This window comes from Lacinutrix sp. MedPE-SW, from assembly GCF_001874145.1.
Classification (GTDB): Bacteria; Bacteroidota; Bacteroidia; order Flavobacteriales; family Flavobacteriaceae; genus Lacinutrix.
In genome coordinates this window covers 312,572-333,416 of sequence record NZ_MPCX01000001.1, presented here as the reverse complement: position 1 = coordinate 333,416, position 20,845 = coordinate 312,572, and the positions used below count along the sequence as shown (strand labels likewise).

The 20,845-nt window shown below is 30.0% G+C and carries 22 protein-coding genes; 17 read left to right on the top strand and 5 right to left on the bottom strand.

Features of this window, described 5'->3' with window-relative positions:
- Nucleotides 1-4 precede the first annotated feature (4 nt).
- Nucleotides 5-229, top strand: a complete 225-nt coding sequence (locus BM549_RS01505; RefSeq protein WP_290468636.1) for a hypothetical protein — start codon at nucleotides 5-7, stop codon at nucleotides 227-229.
- 7 nt (nucleotides 230-236) lie between these two features.
- Here the strand turns inward: BM549_RS01505 and BM549_RS01500 are convergent, their stop codons facing one another.
- Together BM549_RS01500 and BM549_RS01495 are read right to left on the bottom strand one after the other, a co-directional pair.
- Nucleotides 237-803 carry a GNAT family protein gene (locus BM549_RS01500; RefSeq protein ID WP_290468635.1) on the bottom strand — a complete coding sequence of 189 codons (567 nt, stop codon included), beginning with the start codon at nucleotides 801-803 and terminating at the stop codon, nucleotides 237-239.
- A 31-nt stretch (nucleotides 804-834) separates the two neighbouring features.
- Nucleotides 835-1,467, bottom strand: coding sequence for an esterase (locus BM549_RS01495; protein WP_290468634.1), 633 nt, complete (start codon nucleotides 1,465-1,467; stop codon nucleotides 835-837).
- Nucleotides 1,468-1,514: 47 nt separating this feature from the next.
- On the opposite strand from BM549_RS01495, the gene BM549_RS01490 reads away from it, so the two are divergent.
- The 5 genes from BM549_RS01490 (at nucleotide 1,515) to BM549_RS01470 (ending at nucleotide 6,298) form a co-directional block, all read left to right on the top strand.
- Nucleotides 1,515-1,940, top strand: a complete 426-nt coding sequence (locus BM549_RS01490; protein ID WP_290468633.1) for a hotdog fold thioesterase — start codon at nucleotides 1,515-1,517, stop codon at nucleotides 1,938-1,940.
- 36 nt (nucleotides 1,941-1,976) lie between these two features.
- Nucleotides 1,977-3,092, top strand: a complete 1,116-nt coding sequence (locus BM549_RS01485) for a chorismate-binding protein (protein ID WP_290468632.1) — start codon at nucleotides 1,977-1,979, stop codon at nucleotides 3,090-3,092.
- A gap of 39 nt (nucleotides 3,093-3,131) precedes the next feature.
- On the top strand, nucleotides 3,132-4,880 hold the full coding sequence (gene menD / locus BM549_RS01480) for a 2-succinyl-5-enolpyruvyl-6-hydroxy-3-cyclohexene-1-carboxylate synthase (protein ID WP_290468631.1): 1,749 nt from the start codon (nucleotides 3,132-3,134) through the stop codon (nucleotides 4,878-4,880).
- 120 nt (nucleotides 4,881-5,000) lie between these two features.
- Entirely contained in the window at nucleotides 5,001-5,342 is a 342-nt protein-coding gene (locus BM549_RS01475; RefSeq protein ID WP_013870932.1) for a DUF2853 family protein, read from the top strand.
- A gap of 125 nt (nucleotides 5,343-5,467) precedes the next feature.
- Nucleotides 5,468-6,298 (top strand): S1-like domain-containing RNA-binding protein, encoded by an 831-nt coding sequence (locus BM549_RS01470; protein WP_290468630.1) that lies wholly within the window; start codon nucleotides 5,468-5,470, stop codon nucleotides 6,296-6,298.
- Nucleotides 6,299-6,368: 70 nt separating this feature from the next.
- Here BM549_RS01470 and BM549_RS01465 read toward each other — a convergent pair whose 3' ends face one another.
- Complete coding sequence (locus tag BM549_RS01465) at nucleotides 6,369-6,791, bottom strand: hypothetical protein (RefSeq protein ID WP_290468629.1); 423 nt, start codon at nucleotides 6,789-6,791, stop codon at nucleotides 6,369-6,371.
- 275 nt (nucleotides 6,792-7,066) lie between these two features.
- Here BM549_RS01465 and BM549_RS01460 point away from each other — a divergent pair, with 275 nt between their 5' ends.
- The 6 genes from BM549_RS01460 to BM549_RS01435 all read left to right on the top strand — a co-directional run bounded on the left by BM549_RS01460 (nucleotide 7,067) and on the right by BM549_RS01435 (nucleotide 14,080).
- Nucleotides 7,067-7,906 carry a 1,4-dihydroxy-2-naphthoyl-CoA synthase gene (locus BM549_RS01460; protein WP_290468628.1) on the top strand — a complete coding sequence of 280 codons (840 nt, stop codon included), beginning with the start codon at nucleotides 7,067-7,069 and terminating at the stop codon, nucleotides 7,904-7,906.
- Between the two features lie 10 nt (nucleotides 7,907-7,916).
- A complete protein-coding gene (menA, locus tag BM549_RS01455) occupies nucleotides 7,917-8,822 on the top strand; it encodes a 1,4-dihydroxy-2-naphthoate octaprenyltransferase (protein WP_290468627.1) in 906 nt (301 codons plus the stop codon).
- A gap of 3 nt (nucleotides 8,823-8,825) precedes the next feature.
- Complete coding sequence (locus tag BM549_RS01450; RefSeq protein WP_290468626.1) at nucleotides 8,826-9,860, top strand: o-succinylbenzoate synthase; 1,035 nt, start codon at nucleotides 8,826-8,828, stop codon at nucleotides 9,858-9,860.
- A gap of 3 nt (nucleotides 9,861-9,863) precedes the next feature.
- Complete coding sequence (locus BM549_RS01445; RefSeq protein ID WP_013870938.1) at nucleotides 9,864-10,820, top strand: type II CAAX endopeptidase family protein; 957 nt, start codon at nucleotides 9,864-9,866, stop codon at nucleotides 10,818-10,820.
- 1 nt (nucleotide 10,821) lies between these two features.
- Nucleotides 10,822-11,892: an AMP-binding protein gene (locus BM549_RS01440; RefSeq protein WP_290468625.1), complete on the top strand. Its 1,071-nt coding sequence runs from the start codon at nucleotides 10,822-10,824 to the stop codon at nucleotides 11,890-11,892.
- 94 nt (nucleotides 11,893-11,986) lie between these two features.
- Nucleotides 11,987-14,080 carry a von Willebrand factor type A domain-containing protein gene (locus BM549_RS01435; RefSeq protein WP_290468624.1) on the top strand — a complete coding sequence of 698 codons (2,094 nt, stop codon included), beginning with the start codon at nucleotides 11,987-11,989 and terminating at the stop codon, nucleotides 14,078-14,080.
- Nucleotides 14,081-14,109: 29 nt separating this feature from the next.
- On the opposite strand, the gene BM549_RS01430 is transcribed toward BM549_RS01435, so the two are convergent.
- Nucleotides 14,110-15,372 carry a nitrate/nitrite transporter gene (locus BM549_RS01430; RefSeq protein ID WP_290468623.1) on the bottom strand — a complete coding sequence of 421 codons (1,263 nt, stop codon included), beginning with the start codon at nucleotides 15,370-15,372 and terminating at the stop codon, nucleotides 14,110-14,112.
- A gap of 4 nt (nucleotides 15,373-15,376) precedes the next feature.
- Nucleotides 15,377-17,005: an acyl-CoA carboxylase subunit beta gene (locus BM549_RS01425; RefSeq protein ID WP_013870942.1), complete on the bottom strand. Its 1,629-nt coding sequence runs from the start codon at nucleotides 17,003-17,005 to the stop codon at nucleotides 15,377-15,379.
- 128 nt (nucleotides 17,006-17,133) lie between these two features.
- Here BM549_RS01425 and BM549_RS01420 point away from each other — a divergent pair, with 128 nt between their 5' ends.
- The 5 genes from BM549_RS01420 (at nucleotide 17,134) to ettA (ending at nucleotide 20,811) form a co-directional block, all read left to right on the top strand.
- Nucleotides 17,134-17,664: an NADPH-dependent FMN reductase gene (locus BM549_RS01420; RefSeq protein ID WP_290468622.1), complete on the top strand. Its 531-nt coding sequence runs from the start codon at nucleotides 17,134-17,136 to the stop codon at nucleotides 17,662-17,664.
- A complete protein-coding gene (locus BM549_RS01415; protein ID WP_290468621.1) occupies nucleotides 17,664-18,101 on the top strand; it encodes a MarR family transcriptional regulator in 438 nt (145 codons plus the stop codon). The genes BM549_RS01420 and BM549_RS01415 overlap by 1 nt, the downstream gene beginning before the upstream one ends.
- A gap of 27 nt (nucleotides 18,102-18,128) precedes the next feature.
- Nucleotides 18,129-18,845: a pirin family protein gene (locus BM549_RS01410; RefSeq protein WP_290468620.1), complete on the top strand. Its 717-nt coding sequence runs from the start codon at nucleotides 18,129-18,131 to the stop codon at nucleotides 18,843-18,845.
- Between the two features lie 88 nt (nucleotides 18,846-18,933).
- A complete protein-coding gene (locus BM549_RS01405) occupies nucleotides 18,934-19,116 on the top strand; it encodes a CAL67264 family membrane protein (protein WP_013870946.1) in 183 nt (60 codons plus the stop codon).
- A 3-nt stretch (nucleotides 19,117-19,119) separates the two neighbouring features.
- Nucleotides 19,120-20,811, top strand: coding sequence for an energy-dependent translational throttle protein EttA (ettA, locus tag BM549_RS01400; protein WP_290468619.1), 1,692 nt, complete (start codon nucleotides 19,120-19,122; stop codon nucleotides 20,809-20,811).
- The last annotated feature ends 34 nt before the right edge of the window (nucleotides 20,812-20,845 follow it).

Below are 20,845 nucleotides of genomic sequence, written 5' to 3'. Positions count from 1 at the left end.
GTTTATGGATAATTTTTGGATGGCAATAACAGCATTATTAATTTTTGTAACATTTATTTTTCTGTATTGGAAACTTACACGAGAATATGGCAAAAATGAATTTGGCTCAAAATTATGGAGACATTGGCCAACACGACTTTCTTATTGGCAAGGCGCTATTTTATATAGTGTAGGTTTTACTTTTATAACTGTATCTGTATTAAAATGGATAAATGTTTTACCTTATTAATAATTATTTAGTTACAGTCTAAAAATAAATCGTTTTTAAGCGAATGCCATTCTCTTTTTAAAATACCATAGCAACAAGTACTGCGTCTAAAACCATCACTCATAATTTTATTTTCACGCAAAATACCTTCAAAAACACCTCCAATTTTTTCTACAGCTTTTCTAGATTTTAAATTTCGTTCGTCTATTCTAAACTCTACTTTTTCAAAATTCATGTTTTCAAAAGCATACTTTAACATTAAATATTTAATATTTTTATTTAATCCTGTACCTTGAAATTCTGTGCCTAACCATGTCCAGCCAATATGTAAAACTTTATCAGTATAATTTATTAAACCAAAACGAGTTGAGCCTGCATAAGTTTTAAATTTTTTATCGTAAATAATAAATGGTATCGCTTTTTTATTTTCATATTCTGCAAGAGCAATATCTACATATGCTTTGTACTTTTCAGGAGTCGAAATATCGCTTGGAGAATAAAAAATAATATGCTCTTGGTTTGCAATGCTCGTAAGTTCTTTAAAATTATTTAAAGTAAGTAAAGTAAGTTTTGCTCTATTGTTTTCTAAAATCATAGAATAAAAAAGTTTCTATAAAGCTAAAAAATTAAACAAGACTATTAATAATTTCTACATTAACAACATGTTTACCTTTAAAAGGAATAATATTTAAGTTGCTTTTAAATAGTGTTTTAGCGAATTTAGTTTCTTGAGCAATTCGTTCTTCATTTAAATATTCGTCTTCAGTACCATAAATTAAAGATACTTTAGCAGTTAAATGTTTAAAGTCTTCAGCAATTAATTCTTTAGGTATACCACCAGAATGTAAAACCAATTGCGCACAATTAAATTCACGATTTTTCACATATCTAGTTGCAACACTCACACCTTGAGAATACCCAAAAACAATAATATTTTTATCGCTAGGTATATTTTCTTCAGCTAAAATAGCATCAAAATATTCCATTATATTTTCAGTTTCGGCTAAAGTGTTTTCTTTTGTTAGCCAGCTTGCACCAACATGCTTAAAACCTTTTTGGTAGTATAAACTAGTAGCTTGTGGAGCAATAATATAATTTTCTTTTTCATTTAATCCATTAAAATAACGAATAAAGTATTTGCTTAAATAACCCATACCGTGGCAAACAAACCACACATTTTTAGTAGAATTAGTTAATGTATTTAAAGTAGCGTATGGTTTTTTTGTTGTGTAAATTATTTCCTTTCGGGTAGATTGCATTGTGCTTATGTTTCGTATTTTTGGAGTTGTAAAAATACAGTAAATAGATGAACTTATCTAAAGACGAAATACTAGCAAAAGCAAACATTGCCAGCAAAAATACCTTAATGGAAACTTTAAACATTGAAATGGTAGATTTTGGAGATAACTTTTTAATAGCAAGAATGCCAGTAACACCACGAGTACATCAACCAGACGGCGTATTACACGGTGGAGCAACAGCAGCTTTAGCAGAAAGTGTTGGTAGTTTTGCGTCGCATATTTTTATAGATACAGAAAAAATGTTTGTACGTGGTTTAGAAATCACTGCAAATCACTTAAAAAGTATAAAAGAAGGTTTTGTTTATGCAAAAGCAACCTTTTTACATAAAGGACGCACAACACAATTGTTAGATATTCGTGTAACAGATGAAGCCGATAATTTAATATCTATTTGTAGATTATCAACAATATCATTGCCTAAAAAAAAGTAGGTTTTCGCTTTCGCGGAAATATAAAAACTCTTGAAAATGTTAGACAAAGATTTTTTTGAAATAGCCCAAAATCATTTTAATGAAGCATTACCATTTGTATTGTACAAAAAGCCTAATGCAGCAATAGTAAAAGGACTTTTTCAAGAAAATGATGATATTTATAAGTCTATAGATTTATTAGAAAGTGGTTTTGTGTTTTCTCCTTTTGATAATGAAAAAGAGACTATTTTAATTCCTGAAAACAAGTCTCAAACCTTAGAAACAAATTTTAAAACAAAGGAAGAAGACGTTAGTAATAAAGACTTAGAGAATACTATAGATCATGAAGCAAAAAACAATCATGAAAATTTAGTTTTTAAAAGTCTGCAAAGTATAGAATCTGGTATTTTACAAAAAGTTGTAGTTTCAAGAAAAAAAATAATTCCACTTAAAGAAAAAAATGCAATAACATTATTTTCAAGATTATTAAACACATATCCAAAAGCTTTTGTTTACTGTTGGTATCATCCTAAAATAGGGTTGTGGCTTGGTGCAACACCAGAAACATTGTTAACAGTAACAGGAAATAGATTTACAACAATGGCTTTGGCAGGAACACAAAAATTTAAAGGCGATAAAAACCCAAAATGGGAAGCTAAAGAAATTGAAGAACAGCAATTGGTAACAAATTTTATAGTAGAAAATTTAAAAACTTCTGTAACTAATTTTAGCGTAGCTAATGTAGAAACAATTAAGGCAGGAAATTTATTACATTTAAGAACTAAAATTTCCGGTATTTTAAATTCAAACTTAAAAACAATTGTAAACGCATTACATCCAACTCCAGCAGTTTGTGGTTTACCAAAAGAACCAGCAAAGCAATTTATTTTACAGCATGAAAACTACAATCGAGAATTTTATACTGGTTTTTTAGGAGAATTAAATATAACCGAAAAAAAATCAAGAAATAACAATAGGCGTAACGTAGAAAATAATGCTTATACCTCTGTAAAAAAAGTTTCTAACTTGTTTGTAAACTTACGTTGTATGCAACTTACAGATGTAAATGCTACTATTTATGTTGGTGGCGGAATTACCAAAGACTCTATTCCAGAAAAAGAATGGGAAGAAACAGTTAACAAAACTCAAACCATGAAAAAGGTGCTGTTTTAATATGGTTTAAAATAGTGAATATTGTATTTTTGTAGTTAGATGAAATACCCAAAAATACCACTCGCACAAACCGTTGTTCAGCTTTTAAAAGCTAAAAACATACAACATATTGTATTATCTCCAGGTAGCCGTAATGCACCATTAACTATTGGTTTTACTTACAACACATTTTTTAAATGTTATAGTGTTGTAGATGAGCGTTGTGCCGCTTTTTTTGCTATGGGTATTGCACAGCAAATACAACAGCCTGTTGCAGTTGTATGTACATCTGGTAGTGCACTTTTAAATTATTATCCTGCCGTTGCAGAAGCTTTTTATAGTAATATTCCTTTAGTCGTTTTAAGTGCCGATAGACCTAAACATTTAATAGGCATTGGTGATGGGCAAACTATAAATCAAGAACATGTTTTTAAAAATCATATTTTATATTCGGCAAATTTAAAGCAGGATTTAAATGAAGAAAACAAGCTCGAAAAAGATAACTTACCAATAATTAAAAGTATTGAAAATAAAATAGAAAAATATCTAGAATTACAGGAGACCATTCAAAATTATAATGAAAAGGAGATTAATACAGCATTAAATATATCTATATCTAAAAATGGCCCAGTACATGTAAATATTCCGTTTAATGAGCCATTATACGATATTGTAGAAGAGCTAACTGTGTCACCACAGCTAATGCCTATTAAAGAAAGTAATTTAGAAATAGAAAATTTAGAAGCTTTCAAAACAATTTGGAAAGCTTCAAAACGAAAATTAGTTTTGGTAGGTGTAAATCAACCAAACAGTGTAGCGCAAAAACACCTTGATAGTTTAGCAGAAGATGATAGTGTTTTGGTACTTACAGAAACGACTTCAAACATTCATCACCATAAGTTTATTCCAGGAATAGATAAGTTAATAGGAGCTTTTAATCAAGATGATTTTAAAAAATTACAACCAGAAATATTACTTACTTTTGGAGGTTTAATAGTCTCAAAAAAAATAAAAAAATTTTTAAGAGAATTTAAACCCAAACACCATTGGCATGTAGGAGAACATAATGCAAACGATACCTTCTTTGTACTTGACAAAGTTTTTAAAACTTCGGTAAATACATTTTTTTCTAATTTTTTAGAGAATACAACCACAGTTAAAAGTGACTTCAATCCATATTGGTTAGCACAATTTAATAACCGAAGAAAAAATCATAAAACATATATGGAAGCAATTCCATTTTCAGACTTTCAGGTTTTTAATCAATTATTAAGTACAATTCCAGATAATTCAATTTTACAAGTTGGTAACAGCTCAGCAATTAGGTACACGCAGCTTTTCGACTTAAATAAGACTATAAAAGTATTTTGTAATAGAGGAACCAGTGGTATAGATGGTAGCACAAGTACTGCAATAGGTACAGCAGCCATAGCACAAGAACAAACAGTATTTATAACAGGAGATTTAAGTTTTTTTTACGATAGCAATGCACTGTGGAATAAATATATACCTAATAACTTTAGAATTATTGTAATTAATAATAGTGGTGGCGGTATTTTTAGAATACTACCAGGACATAAAAACACCAGTAATTTTGATGAGTTTTTTGAAACAAAACATAATCTAACAGCTAAGCAATTATGTAGTATGTTTAATTTTGAATACGCCCAAGCTAGTAGTGAAATAGACTTAACTGAAAATTTACAGCATTTTTATACAAAAAGTGAAAAACCTAAGTTATTAGAAGTGTTTACTCCAAGTAAAATTAATGATGAAATTCTCCTTAATTATTTTAGTAAAATAAAGTAGCTTACCGAAAGTTTTTTCTTTTTGTCGATATATTACTTATAATATATTGTTGTGTTAAAATTTTTAGATTAAAAAAATTGTATATTTAAAAGAAATTTAAAACAACTTAAAACTATAATTATGAGTAAAAGAGACGACCTTATTACTAAATATGCTGCAGATCTTAAAGACAAGTGTGGTGTAAATCCCGATATGGATTTTTTAACTAAAGTTACAATTGGTTGTGGTCCTTCAATTTATAACAGAGATGCAGCTACAGTTTCTGGATCTGATGAAAAAGAATTAGCGACAGTTAAAAACAACTTTCTAATTAAAAAATTAGGCTTAAGTGATAGTGATGATTTAGACAAAGCTATTGATTCTGTTATAGAAACTTACGGTCGATCTAACAAGACTAAGTATAGAGCTGTAATTTATTATTTACTAGCTAAGCATTTTAAAAAAGAGTCTGTTTACAAATAGAATTATCTTTATAAAATATTAAAAACGCTGTAATTCATATTATAGCGTTTTTTTTATATTTAAATTTCAAATTTTATAGATTAAAAAAAATCTAATTTGATTTTTAATATTAGTACTTTTGCAAAATGATTAATATAGGAGAATACAATACTTTAGAAATTCTAAGAGATACAGAGCCAGGATTATTTCTTGGAGACGAAGATGGTAACGAGGTGTTACTGCCTAACCGTTATGTAGAAGACGTGTTTAAAGTAGGAGATGATGTAGAAGTATTTATTTACTTAGATAATGATGAGCGCTTAGTAGCAGTAACAGATGAGCCATACATAACAAGAGGTGATTTTGCAGTTTTACGTTGTAATGCAGTTAACGATTACGGCGCATTTTTAGATTGGGGAATGGTAAAAGAATTATTTTGCCCATTTAAAGAACAAGCCTTTAAAATGAAAAAAGGAGGTTGGTATTTGGTACATTGTTATTTAGACGAAAAAACAGAAAGGCTTGTAGCGTCAAGTAAGACTAATAGGTTTTTAGATAATACAACATTAACAGTAGCAGAGTTTGATAAGGTAGATTTAATAGTCTCACATCCAAGTGATATAGGGATGAATGTTATTGTAAATGGTAAACACACAGGATTAATTTATAAGGATAATATTTTTCAGGAAATTAGTGTAGGTGATAGATTAGAAGGTATCGTTAAAAAAATTAGACCAGGAAACAAGCTAGATATTGCCTTAGGAGAAATAGGGTATAGAAATATAGAGCCTAATGCTAAGAAAATATTAGAAACTTTAGAAGACAATAGCGGTTTTTTACCATTACACGATAAATCTTCTCCAGAAGCAATAAAAGAGACTCTAGAAATGAGTAAAAAGAATTTTAAAAAGGCCATTGGTACACTTTATAAGCAAAAGCAAATCACTATTCAAAACGATGGTATAAAATTAGTTTAATAAATAAAAAAAAGCTGCTAGATAAAATCTAACAGCTAGTGTAGGTAGGGCAAAAAATATATTGGGTTACTTATTCTATTAAACTTTTGGTAACTGTTTTAAAAGTCCAGTTAAAAGCTTCTTTAAAATCTTTAGTTATAAAAAAAGGTTTTGATGTAAAACGTTTTTCTATTTCAACATTCATATTATCATATTCATTATTATAAGTAATAGAGCAAAAAGATTCTAAATTCTCTAATTTGTCACTATACTTTTTAATATCTAAAGGGTTTACAGAAAATCTATTAATTCTATTTGTAATTATTCCAAAAGCTTTTTTACTTGAAAAAAACGATTTAGATAAATTAATAAATGTTTCCGAAGCAGATAAATCAATATGTTCTCCTTCGTTAAATTCTGTAACTACAAAATATTCAAAGAAATAAATACTACCAATAGGTAAATGGTGTGTTTCTTCAATATATTTCGATAGACTAGAGTCAATTAGTCTCATCTTGAGGGGTTTATAAAATAGATTAATAACTCTACAAAGGTATTTTACAAATCATTATTTCTGTTTTTATAAAAACCCAAAACAATAAACATCGTTAAAAGGTGTTAAATAATCGATAAAATACATGTTTTAATAAGCAATTGGTTTTGTAATATTAAAAGCGATGTATAATTAAATTAAATAATTCTATTTTTTAATGTATAATTATAAGTTTAAAATTAGTACAGAACATCCTAAATTATGTATTTTTAATGCCGATTAATACAAAATAAAATATGAGCGAGATAACATGGACAAAGGTTAGAGATTATGAAGATATAACCTATAAAAAATCTAATGGTGTAGCAAGAATAGCATTTAATAGACCAGATGTGAGAAATGCATTTAGACCAAAAACTACAAAAGAACTTTACGATGCCTTTTATGATGCGCAAGAAGATACAAGTATTGGTGTAGTGTTACTTTCTGCTGAAGGTCCTTCAAGTAAAGATGGAATATACTCATTTTGTTCTGGTGGCGATCAAAAAGCTCGAGGTCATCAAGGTTATGTTGGTGAAGATGGTTACCATAGATTAAACATATTAGAAGTTCAAAGACTTATTCGTTTTATGCCAAAAGCTGTAATCGCTGTTGTTCCAGGTTGGGCTGTTGGTGGTGGTCATAGTTTACATGTGGTTTGCGATTTAACTTTAGCAAGTAAAGAACATGCCATTTTTAAGCAAACAGATGCAGATGTTACTAGCTTTGATGGTGGTTATGGGTCTGCATACTTAGCAAAAATGGTAGGTCAAAAAAAGGCTAGAGAAATCTTTTTCTTAGGAAGAAATTATAACGCTCAAGAAGCTTACGAAATGGGTATGGTAAATGCCGTAATACCTCATGATGAGTTAGAAACTACTGCATACCAATGGGCTCAGGAGATTTTAGAAAAATCACCAACATCTATTAAAATGCTAAAATTTGCAATGAATTTAACAGATGATGGTATGGTAGGACAACAAGTGTTTGCTGGAGAAGCAACACGTTTAGCATACATGACAGATGAAGCAAAAGAAGGTAGAGATGCGTTTTTAGAAAAACGCAAGCCTAACTTTCCAAAACAGTGGATTCCATAACAAGTAGTAAATGAAAAATATTTCAATTTGGTTGTCTGCAATCCGTTTAAGAACATTACCACTATCCATTTCAGGAATAATTGTAGCAGGTAGTTTGGCAGAGTATAATGGTGTTTTTGATGGCTTAATATTTACACTAGCAATTGCAGCTACTTTAAGTTATCAAATATTATCAAACTTAGCTAACGATTATGGTGATTTCGAAAAAGGTACAGATAACGACCAAGATAGAGTTGGGCCAACCAGAGCAATACAAAGTGGAAACATCACGCAATATGAAATGTTTCATGCTATTAGATTAAATATTTTAATATGTATAGTGCTCACTATATTTTTAATATTTACTGCTTTTGGTGTAAAACACTTATTATTATCGCTTTTATTTTTCTTTTTAGCTTTTCTCTCTGTTAGAGCAGCTATGAAATATACTATGGGAGATAAAGCTTTTGGTTATAAAGGGCTTGGAGATATTTATGTATTTATATTTTTTGGTTTAATAAGTGTTATTGGTTGTTATGTACTATTTGCAAAACAGTTTGATCATGTAACTATACTTCCTGCAATTACAATAGGTTTATTAAGTGCTGGCGTATTAAATTTAAATAATATGAGAGATGCTATTGGAGATTTAAAATCTAATAAAATCACTTTAGCTGTAAGGTTAGGTTTTGATAATGCAAAAAAATATCATTACTTTTTAATTTTAGGCGGCATAGTAGCATCTTTCTTTTTTGGAATGTTATACTATGTTTCACCATTTAATCTAATATTTTTTATAGCATACATCCCATTGTTTTTACATTTAAAAAGAGTAAAAGCAATTACAAATCCTGTAGATTTTGATCCAGAACTAAAAAAACTAGCACTGTCTACAGTTTTATTAGCACTTTTACTTGGTGCCGGACATTTACTATAAAATATGAAAGCAGTTTACCATAAACATATTTTAAATTTTAAAATGCCAAGCGGTACATCACGAGGTATTTTAAAAACCAAAGAAACTTGGTTTATAATAATAAAAACCGAAGAAAATACCGGTATTGGCGAGTGTGGTATACTTAGAGGTTTATCTATAGACGATAGGCCAGACTACCAGCAACAATTAGAGTATACTTGTAAAAATATTGATAAAGGTTTAGAGTATTTATTAGAAAAAAACTCAGCATTTCCTAGTATACAAATAGGTTTAGAAATGGCTTTTAAATCTTTAAAGGCTCAAGATAAATTTATACTTTATCCTTCAGCTTTTACCCAAGGTCAAGCAGCAATAAACATTAATGGACTAATTTGGATGGGTACAAAAGCGTTTATGAAAGACCAAATTAAAAACAAAATTGAATCTGGTTTTAATTGTATTAAGCTTAAAATTGGAGCTATAGATTTTAATACAGAATTAGAAATATTAAAAGATATTAGAAAACATTTCCGCGAAAGCGATATAGAGTTAAGAGTAGATGCTAATGGTGCTTTTAAACCAACCGAAGCATTAGAAAAGTTAAAGCAACTATCACAGTATAACCTTCATTCTATAGAGCAACCAATAGCTGTAAAACAGTTTGATGAAATGGCTACGCTTTGCGAACAAACACCTTTACCAATTGCTTTAGATGAAGAGCTAATAGGTGTATTTTCTAAACACGATAAAAAACAATTATTACAAACTATAAAACCTCAATATATTATTTTAAAACCTAGTTTTATTGGTGGTTTTAACGGTACAGACCAATGGATTGAATTGGCAGAAAATAATAATATAAATTGGTGGATTACAAGTGCTCTTGAAAGTAATGTAGGTTTAAATGCAATAGCACAATATACTTACAAAAAAAACACAACAATGCCACAAGGCTTAGGTACTGGCAGTTTATTTACAAATAATTTTGATTCGCCATTACAAGTAAAAAATGGTACATTGCAATACAATCCAAATTTACCTTGGAATTTTAATTTATAATTTATGTATATAGCTCAAGCATATAAAGTAATGCACGAATGGTGGCGTTACTTATTAGGAATAATTATCGCTGTAATTGGTGTATTTATATTTTCGCTTCCACATTTAGCAGCCATTTTTGTAAAAAAAATGGAAGCAAACGTAGATTTAGCAAGATTAGATGATACTAATTATCTATTAAGTCTTTTTGATGCTAATACAAATCTGGTATTTATTTTATTACCATTTGCTGGCGGATTAATTTTTCTATTATTAGCTGTGAAATTTTTACACGCTCAAACTATAACATCTCTAACTACAGCAAGAAAAAAAATAGATTGGAAACGTATTTGGTTTGCTTTCTTTTTTTGGGGAATACTATCTTCTGGAATGGTACTTTTAGATTACTTTTTATCTCCAGATAGTTATTTAAATAATTTTGAGTTAAATAGATTTTTAATTTTAGCAGTAATCGCAATTATACTAATTCCTTTTCAAACCAGTTTTGAGGAGTATTTATTTAGAGGCTATTTAATGCAAGGTTTAGGTGTTATAGCAAAAAACAAATGGGTGCCATTAATTTTAACTTCTGTTATATTTGGTATGTTACACATTGCAAATCCTGAGGTAGAAAAATTAGGTTACTCTATTATGGTCTACTACATTGGTACAGGATTATTTTTAGGTATTATAACACTTATGGATGAAGGTATGGAGCTTGCTTTAGGTTTTCATGCTGCCAATAATTTATTCACAGCATTATTGGTAACAGCAAATTGGACGGCATTTCAAACACATTCTATATTTAAAGATGTTGCAGAACCAGAACTTGGTTTTTTAGATTTAATATTACCTGTATTTATAATTTTTCCAATTTTAATTCTAATATTTAGTCGTCTTTATAAATGGACTAATTGGAAAGAAAAACTTTTTGGAAAAGTAATAGAACCACCAAAAGAAAACTATAAAATTTTAGATTAAAGTGGTACCACATTATACTAAAACACACGAAAACTTTAAACTTAACGGAAAGCATTACAATGCCCAAACATTAAAAACGCTAAGCGAAACATTTTTAAAAGGTGATGTTTTATATAAAAAAGATATAGGAGCGTTTCTTTTAAACTGGTTAGATAATAAAGACTTAATTGCATTAAAAACATCAGGCTCTACAGGAAAACCTAAAACAATAACTATTAGTAAACAACGCATGATTAATTCTGCAATTGCTACTAGAGATTTTTTTAATTTAAAACCAGGAGATAAAGCACTTTTATGTTTACCAGCGCATTATATTGCTGGCAAAATGATGTTAGTTAGAGCACTAATAATTGGTTTAGAAATAGATAGTATAGAACCCAAATCTAAATTAATAATAGATAAATCTAAAACGTATAATTTTGCAGCAATGGTACCGTTACAATTGCAAAGCAATTTAAATTCTATAGATAATATAAAAACCTTAATTGTTGGTGGAGCAAAAGTATCAACAGCATTAACAAGAACACTACAAGATTTAAAAACAACTGTTTTTGAAACTTATGGGATGACAGAAACGGTATCTCATATAGCCTTAAAGCAATTAAATAATTTTGAAGCGCAACAGGCTTCGGGCGTATTTAAAACGTTACCAGGAGTTACTATTTCTCAAAATGAAAATAATTGCTTAGAAATTGAAGCACCTTTGCTTTCTTCGGAAAAAGTAATTACAAACGATGTAGTAAAACTTCATACAAAACAGACTTTCGAGTGGTTAGGTAGGTTTGACAATGTTATAAATTCTGGCGGAATAAAAGTATTTCCAGAACAAATAGAAAATACACTTCAAGAAAAAATTAGTAATCGCTTTTTTATAGCTTCAGAAGAAGATGAAAAATTAGGAAACCGTATAATTTTAGTTGTTGAAGGAGAAAAGGATTCTATTATTTCTTCAGTGTTTAATGATTTAGAACCTTATAAAAAACCAAAATACATTTACTATTTAGATGCTTTTGCCGAAACTACTTCTGGTAAAATTCAAAGGTCAAAAACATTACAACTATTAAAAAAGTAGTGTTTACTCACTAAAAGTAACCGTTTACTCATTGGGTATTTTTTAAAACAAGCTTTGGTTATAGTTTTATTTTAAACTTTAAAACCATAGCATCATGAAATACATTCTAAACTTTCTATTTGTAAGCTTTTTTGTAATACAATTACAAGCACAACAAAAAACAATTTCTGGTATAATTACAGACGAAACAGGTATACCACTTCCTGGAGTTACAATAGTTGAAAAAGGTACCACAAATGGTACACAAACAAATTTTGATGGAAAATATACTATTAATGCAACAGCAGGTAATATTTTGTTATACAGCTTTATTGGTTATGTAAGAGAAGAACGTACTGTTGGTGAGCATTCTACAATTAGTTTTTCTATGCAACCAGATAAAAACAGTTTAGATGAAGTTGTTGTTATGGCATATTCTAATAAAAGAAGAAATCGTGCTAAACCAACTTCTGCAGCGCAATTAGTTGCCAATAATAACCATGTAGTTAATACACTTCAAGGTAAAGTGTCTGGTGTAAGCGTTCAAAATGCTTCAAAATCTCAAAAAAAAGATACTAATTCTATTGTTATAAGAGGCACTAATTCTATAAATGGTAATGTAGAGCCTATGGTTATTATAGATGGTAAACCTTCTACACAAGAAGCTTTAAGAAAACTAAAAGCTAAAAAAGTAAAAGAAATTAAAATATTAAAAGATGCTGGAGCAACAGCTATTTATGGAAATAGAGGCGCAAACGGTGTTATATTAGTAAGTACAAAAAAAGGAAACTATACCATGCCAGATGTGCATAAAATAGCTAACGAATCATATACTAAAATTCATGAAAATAAATTTAAATTAACAAACACATCTGCATTATCTACATTTTCTATAGACGTTGATAAAGCATCGTATAGTAATGTTAGACGCATGATAAATAATGCACAGCATATTCCGGCAGATGCTGTTAAAATTGAAGAAATGATTAATTATTTTAATTATAATTATTCACAACCAAAAGATGAACATCCTTTTGCTATTCATACCGAAGTAGCACAAACACCATGGAACAACCAAACCAAACTTGTTAAAATAGGATTACAAGGTAAAACCTATGAGAATAAAGAGCTTCCAGCTGCAAACCTTACTTTTTTAATAGATGTTTCTGGCTCTATGAGTCACGAATTAAAATTATTAAAATCTGCTTTTAAGCTATTAGTAGATCAATTAAGAGATAAAGACAAAGTATCTATTGTAGTATATGCTGGAGCAGCAGGCGTTGTTTTAGAGCCAACCTCAGGAAAAGATAAAAAGAAAATTTTAAAGGCTTTAAATAAATTACAATCTGGCGGTTCTACAGCTGGTGGAGCTGGAATAAATCTAGCTTATAAATTAGCTGAAGAAAATTTTAATAAAAACGGAAATAATAGAGTGATTTTAGCTACAGATGGTGATTTTAATGTTGGAGCATCTAGTAATCAGGCAATGGAAGATTTAATTGTTGAAAAAAGAAAATCTGGTGTGTTTTTATCTGTTTTAGGCTTTGGTTACGGGAATTATAAAGATGATAAATTAGAAACTTTAGCAGATAAAGGTAATGGTAACCACGCTTATATTGATACTATGCAAGAAGCTAAATTAATTTTTGGAAAAGAGTTTGGTGGTACACTATTTACCATAGCAAAAGACGTTAAAATTCAAGTAGAATTTAATCCTACAAAAGTTCAGGCTTATAGATTAATAGGGTATGAAAATAGATTATTAGCTAATGAAGATTTTATAGATGATACTAAAGATGCTGGAGAATTAGGTAGTGGTCACAAGGTTACTGCTTTATATGAAGTAATCCCGGTTGGTGTTGAAAGCAAATATATAAAAGGAGAAACACAATTAAAATATACAAAAACAGTAGAGCAGAAGCAATATTCTAATGAATTATTAACAGTAAAGTTTAGATATAAAAAACCAGATGAAGATACTAGTATAGAAATGGTACACGTAGCTACAGACAAAACAACAGAAGCATCAGTAGATATGAAGTTTGCATCGGCAGTGGCTTTATTTGGTATGCAATTAAGAGAATCTCAATTTGATAATAATTCAAATTTAGACACTGTTATAAAACTTGCAAAACAAGGTAGAGGTGAAGATGAAGATGGTTATAGAGCAGAGTTTATAAGGTTAGTAAAATCGTCTCAAAGTATATAAAAAGGCACAGTAAAAAAAGCATTTAATTTTTAAATGCTTTTTTTACAATGTTTATAAAATAAAACCGAAGCTAACGTACCAATCAACGAAAAACCACTCATAATAGCAAAAACATGTCTTAATCCCAAAGCTCCTGGGTTTTTATCTAAAAAATAGCCCATTAATGGTCCTGCAAATATATCTGGTGTGTAGCCTATAATAGAAACGACACCAACGGCAGTACCTGTAATTGCAATAGGAATTTTACTTTCTTCAAAAGCAGCAAAATATAAAACTCTAGCAGAATATACGCCTAAAGCCATTGTGCCAATTGAGAGTACGAAGAGTAATGTAAGATTTTCATTAATTATTCCGCTAGCAAAAAGCGCGCTTGTTAATAGCATTATAATAAAACCAATTACAATCCATAAAGATGCTCTGGTTCTATCGGCAAGTAAGCCTATAATCACACCAATTAGAGGTCTTAAATACAATAAGTAAGTACCAACTTTTGCAGCTTCAATTTTATTATATTTCATAACATCTTCTGCATATTGACTAAATAAATCTGTCATTTTATAACTAAAATAAGCACAAAGTATAATAATCATTAAAAGCCAAATGGCTTTAAATTTTAATACTTGTTTAATGTTTTTTAAAGTTGGCTGATTAAAGTTTTTGTTAGAAATGTTATTTGGTAATTTTCGTAATAGAAAAAACACTAATAAAGAAACAAGAACAACAGCTACAGAAAAATAAATTATAACTTGTTTAAACGCTAAGCGTCGCTCTGTTATAGAAGTAATCTCAATATCTGTAGAAATAAACATAGAAAAAACATAAACACCAACCGAACCAAACAAGGCGGCAACAAGTCCACGTCCACCATCTAAAAAGCCAAAAGCGAGGCCTTGTTTTTGTGTTCCTCCCCAAATTCTAGTAGCTTTAATCATTGCAGCCCAAAACAAAAAAATAGTAGTAAAACCCCAAAAACCATATAAAATATGGAGGTTAACTAAATCTGGGTATGTAGAAAGGTAAAAGCCTCCAAGTGCTGTTAGTAATAAAGCCACAGACATAAGTGTATGTGGTTTAAATTTATCTGCAATTGGTCCGCCAAATAAATAAGAAAAAAAAGCAACCAAACCGTAAACTGAAAAACAACTTCCTAGTTCGGTTTGACTTATATTAAAAGCCTCTAGAAACGTTGTTCTAAAGATCCTGACAATAACAAAAGGTAATATAAAAACTGCCTCACCAGCTAGTATAAGTAACAAGATTATAAAAACTGGTGATTTAGATTTCTTTTTCATAATATTAAACCTGTAAAACACCCATATTAAAAGGTTTCTCTATAGGAGCATGATTAGCAGCCTCAATACCCATAGAAATCCAGGTTCTTGTATCTAATGGATCTATTATAGCATCTGTCCATAAACGTGAAGCAGCATAATATGGAGAGACTTGATTGTCATATCTATCTTTTATTTTAGAGAATAACTCTTCTTCCTTTTCAGGTGTAATTTCTTCGCCTTTTTTTAGTAAAGAAGCTTTTTCAATTTGTAATAAAACCTTTGCAGCACTATTACCACTCATAACAGCCAATTCTGCACTTGGCCATGCAGCAATTAACCTTGGGTCGTATGCTTTACCACACATTGCGTAGTTTCCTGCACCGTAACTATTACCAACAACAATTGTAAATTTTGGTACCACACTATTACTTACTGCATTTACCATTTTGGCACCATCTTTTATAATACCACCATGTTCACTTTTACTACCAACCATAAAGCCGGTAACATCTTGTAGGAATACTAATGGAATTTTTTTCTGGTTACAATTAGCAATAAAACGAGTAGCTTTATCTGCGCTATCGTTGTAAATAACACCACCAAATTGCATTTCTCCTTTTTTAGTTTTTACTAATTTTCTTTGATTTGCAACAATACCAACTGCCCAACCATCTATTCTTGCATAAGCTGTAATAATAGTTTGACCATAGCCTTTTTTATATTCATCATATTCGCCATTATCTACCAATCTTGAAATAATTTCAAGCATGTCATATTGGTCGGCTCTTGATTTAGGTAAAATACCGTAAATGTCTTCAGGATTCTCTTTAGGTTTTTTAGCTTCAACTCTATTAAAACCTGCAGTATCGTGATCTCCAATTTTATCTATTAATCTTTTAATAGTATCTAAAGCATCCTTATCATCCTTAGCTTTATAATCTGTAACACCAGAAATCTCACAGTGAGTTGTAGCACCACCAAGTGTTTCGTTATCTATAGTTTCTCCAATAGCAGCTTTAACCAAATAGCTACCAGCAAGAAAAATACTTCCTGTTTTATCAACAATCAAAGCTTCGTCACTCATTATAGGTAAGTAAGCGCCACCAGCAACACAACTTCCCATAACAGCGGCAATTTGTGTAATGCCCATACTACTCATTACTGCATTATTTCTAAAAATTCTTCCAAAGTGTTCTTTATCTGGAAATATTTCATCTTGTAATGGTAAATAAACACCAGCACTATCTACTAAATAAATAATAGGTAATTTGTTTTCTATTGCAATTTCTTGAGCACGTAAATTCTTTTTACCAGTAATAGGAAACCAAGCTCCAGCTTTTACTGTAGCATCATTGGCAACTACTATGCATTGCTTACCACTTACATATCCTATTTTTACAACAACACCACCAGATGGGCATCCACCGTGTTCTTCGTACATACCATCACCTACAAAAGCTCCAATTTCAATACTTTTACGCTTACTGTCTAATAAATAATCAATACGTTCTCTAGCAGTTAGTTTTCCTTTTTCGTGATGCTTATCTATTCTTTTTTGGCCACCACCAAGTTTAACTTTTGCAAAGCGATTACGTAAATCTGAAACTAGTAATTTATTATAATCTTCGTTTTTGTTGAAGTTGATATCCATGTATTTAAATTTTTAAGCTAAAATACAAAGTTTAATCACAATAAAAATAGTTAATAAAGTATTAAACACCGCGACATTATATTCTATGGAAACTAAATTGATTATATTTGAGATAAACAAAAGTATTTATGAAAAAAGTAATTGCATTTGCAGGAAGTAATAGTAAAGCATCTATAAACAAACAGTTAGCAACTTATACAGCTAATAAATTAGAAGATATAACAGTAAAAATTTTAGATTTAAACGATTATAATTTACCGTTATATGGTATAGATTTAGAAAATGATCAAGGCATTCCAAAAGATGCACATTCGTTTTTAAAAGAAATAAAATCGTCTGATGGAGTAATTATCTCTTTAGCAGAACACAACGGTGCTTATACAACAGCATTTAAAAATACTATGGATTGGTTATCTAGAATTGAAAATAATTTTTGGGATAATAAACCAATGTTACTAATGGCCACATCACCAGGAAAACGCGGTGGACAATCTGTGTTAACTATGGCTAATGATAGATTTCCAAGACATGGCGCAAAAATTATAGAAACATTTTCTTTGCCTTCTTTTTACGAAAACTTTTCAAGTGAAGGTATAAAAGATCAAAATTTAAATGCAGAATTAGAAAACGCATTAACTAATTTTAAAAATAATATGTAATGGGAGATATTTCAAAAGAAATACAATCTTCATTTCCTAGCAACGATTTAAAAGCTTATATAAATATATTATATACAGCAAGTTGGATAAATAGTGCACAACAAAAGTTGTTAAAACCTTATAATATTTCTGCACAACAATATAATATTTTAAGAATTTTAAGAGGAGCAAAGAAACCTTTAAAAGTGCAAACAGTAAAAAGTAGAATGGTTCAACGTTCGCCAAATGTTACGAGGTTAATGGATAAGTTATTTGCTAAAGATTTAATAGATAGAGTATCTTCTACTACAGATAGAAGAGTTGTTAATATAAGTATAACAGCTTTAGGTTTAGATTTATTAGCAGAAATAGACAAAAAATGGAATCCAAAATTCCTTGAAAATTTAAATGAAGAGGAAGCAGGCCAGTTAAGTGATTTGCTCGATAAAATAAGATAAAACCTATAAAAAATAAAAAAGACTATTATGAAAACAATTCTACATAAAGCAAATAGTCGAGGTCACGCAAACCATGGATGGTTACAAGCTAATTACTCGTTTAGTTTTGCAAATTATTATAATCCTGATAAATTACATTTTGGAGCGTTAAGAGTTTTAAATGATGATATAATTGCTCCCAAAATGGGGTTTGGTACACATCCTCATGATAATATGGAGATAATTACCATTCCTATAAGTGGAGAATTAAAGCATAAAGACTCTATGGCTAATGAGTGGTTATCTGTTATTCCAGGAGAAGTACAAGTAATGTCTGCAGGATCAGGTTTACAGCATTCAGAAATTAACGGAAGTCTTACAAGTCATTTAAATTTATTTCAAATATGGATAATTCCAAATAAAAAAAATGTTACACCAAGATACGACCAAAAACATTTTAGTTTAGAAGGCCGAAAGGATAAGTTTCAAACCATTGTGTCCTCAATAGATAATGATGACGATGGATTAAAAATTCATCAAGATGCCAAAATTTCTAGAGTAGATATTTCAAAAGAAAAAACATTAGAGTATAAAACCATTTCAAAAAATCACGGTGTATATATAATGAATGTAAACGGAAGCATATCTATAAGTAACACAAACTTAAATTCAAGAGATGCAATAGCAATTTCAAATACAAATAATTTTTTAATAACAGCCAAAACTAATTCAGAAATACTTTTAATTGAAGTCCCAATGCTTTAAACAAGGTAATTAACTATTAAAAACACAGTAATTACGATGCTTTTTTTATAAAAAAAACGATATTTGTAATCCCTTTAAAATATAAAATATGGCAATGAATAAAAATACAGTGTTAGCATGGGCTACCACTATAATGATAATAGTAGGATTAGGTTTAATAGCAATGGGAGCTTTTAAATATCAAGAAGTAGCTGGTTGGGGATTCGCGGCAGTTGGTGTTGGTTTTTTTGCAATAGCCTGGGTTTTTAACGCTTTAAAAGGAAGAGTATAAATTATGAGTGACGATAAAAAAATAATATTTTCAATGTCTGGTGTAACCAAGACATTTCCAAGTGCAAACACACCAGTTCTTAAAAACATTTATTTAAGTTTTTTCTATGGTGCTAAAATTGGTATTCTAGGTCTTAACGGCTCAGGTAAATCTACCTTATTAAAAATTATAGCAGGAGTAGATAAAAACTATCAAGGAGACGTTGTTTTTTCTCAGGATTACTCTGTAGGTTATTTAGAACAAGAACCACAGCTTGATGAGAATAAAACGGTAATGGAAGTTGTTCGTGAAGGTGCAGCAGAAACTGTAGCTATTTTAGATGAGTATAATTCTATTAACGATCAATTTGCTTTAGAAGAAGTTTATAGCGATGCAGATAAAATGGAAAAGCTTATGGCTAGGCAAGCAGTGCTTCAGGATGAAATTGATGCCGCTAATGCTTGGGAGTTAGATACAAAGTTAGAAATTGCAATGGATGCTTTACGTACTCCAGATGGTGATAAAAAAATAGCAGTTTTATCTGGAGGAGAAAGAAGACGTGTAGCTTTATGTCGTTTACTATTACAAGAACCAGATGTATTATTGTTAGATGAGCCAACAAACCACTTAGATGCAGAATCTGTACACTGGTTAGAGCACCACTTAGCGCAATATAAAGGAACTGTAATTGCAGTAACGCACGATAGATACTTTTTAGATAATGTTGCAGGATGGATTTTAGAATTAGATAGAGGTGAAGGAATCCCTTGGAAAGGAAACTACTCATCTTGGTTAGACCAAAAGTCTAAACGTATGGCTCAAGAAAGCAAAACAGCATCTAAAAGACAAAAAACATTAGAGCGTGAGCTAGAATGGGTTAAACAAGGCGCAAAAGGAAGACAAACAAAACAAAAGGCGCGTTTAAAAAATTACGACAAGTTAATGAGTCAAGATCAAAAACAGCTTGACGAAAAACTTGAAATATATATTCCTAATGGACCACGTTTAGGAACAAATGTTATAGAAGCCAAAAATGTTGCCAAAGCGTATGACGATAAGTTATTATACGACGATTTAAACTTTAATTTACCACAAGCAGGAATAGTTGGTGTTATTGGTCCAAATGGTGCTGGTAAAACCACTATTTTTAAAATGATAATGGGTGAAGAAACTCCAGATAAAGGAGAGTTTATAGTTGGTGAAACAGCTAAAATAGCTTACGTTGACCAAAAGCATTCTAATATAGATTCAGAAAAAACAATTTGGCAAAACTTTAGTGACGAGCAAGAGTTAGTAATGATGGGAGGAAAGCAAGTAAATTCTCGTGCTTACTTAAGTCGTTTTAATTTCAGCGGAAGTGAACAAAACAAAAAAGTAAAGTTATTATCTGGTGGTGAGCGTAACCGTTTACATTTAGCAATGACGCTTAAAGAAGAAGGAAACGTATTACTGTTAGATGAGCCAACAAACGATTTAGATGTAAATACACTAAGAGCGCTTGAAGAAGGCTTAGAAAACTTTGCAGGTTGTGCAGTTGTAATTAGTCACGATAGATGGTTTTTAGATAGAATTTGTACACATATTTTAGCTTTCGAAGGTGATAGTCAAGTGTATTTCTTTGAAGGTGGATTTAGTGAATATGAAGAAAATAAAAAGAAACGTCTTGGTGGAGATTTAATGCCAAAACGTATTAAATATAAAAAGCTAATTAGATAATTATATTTATAATACAACAAAAAAAAGAGCAGGC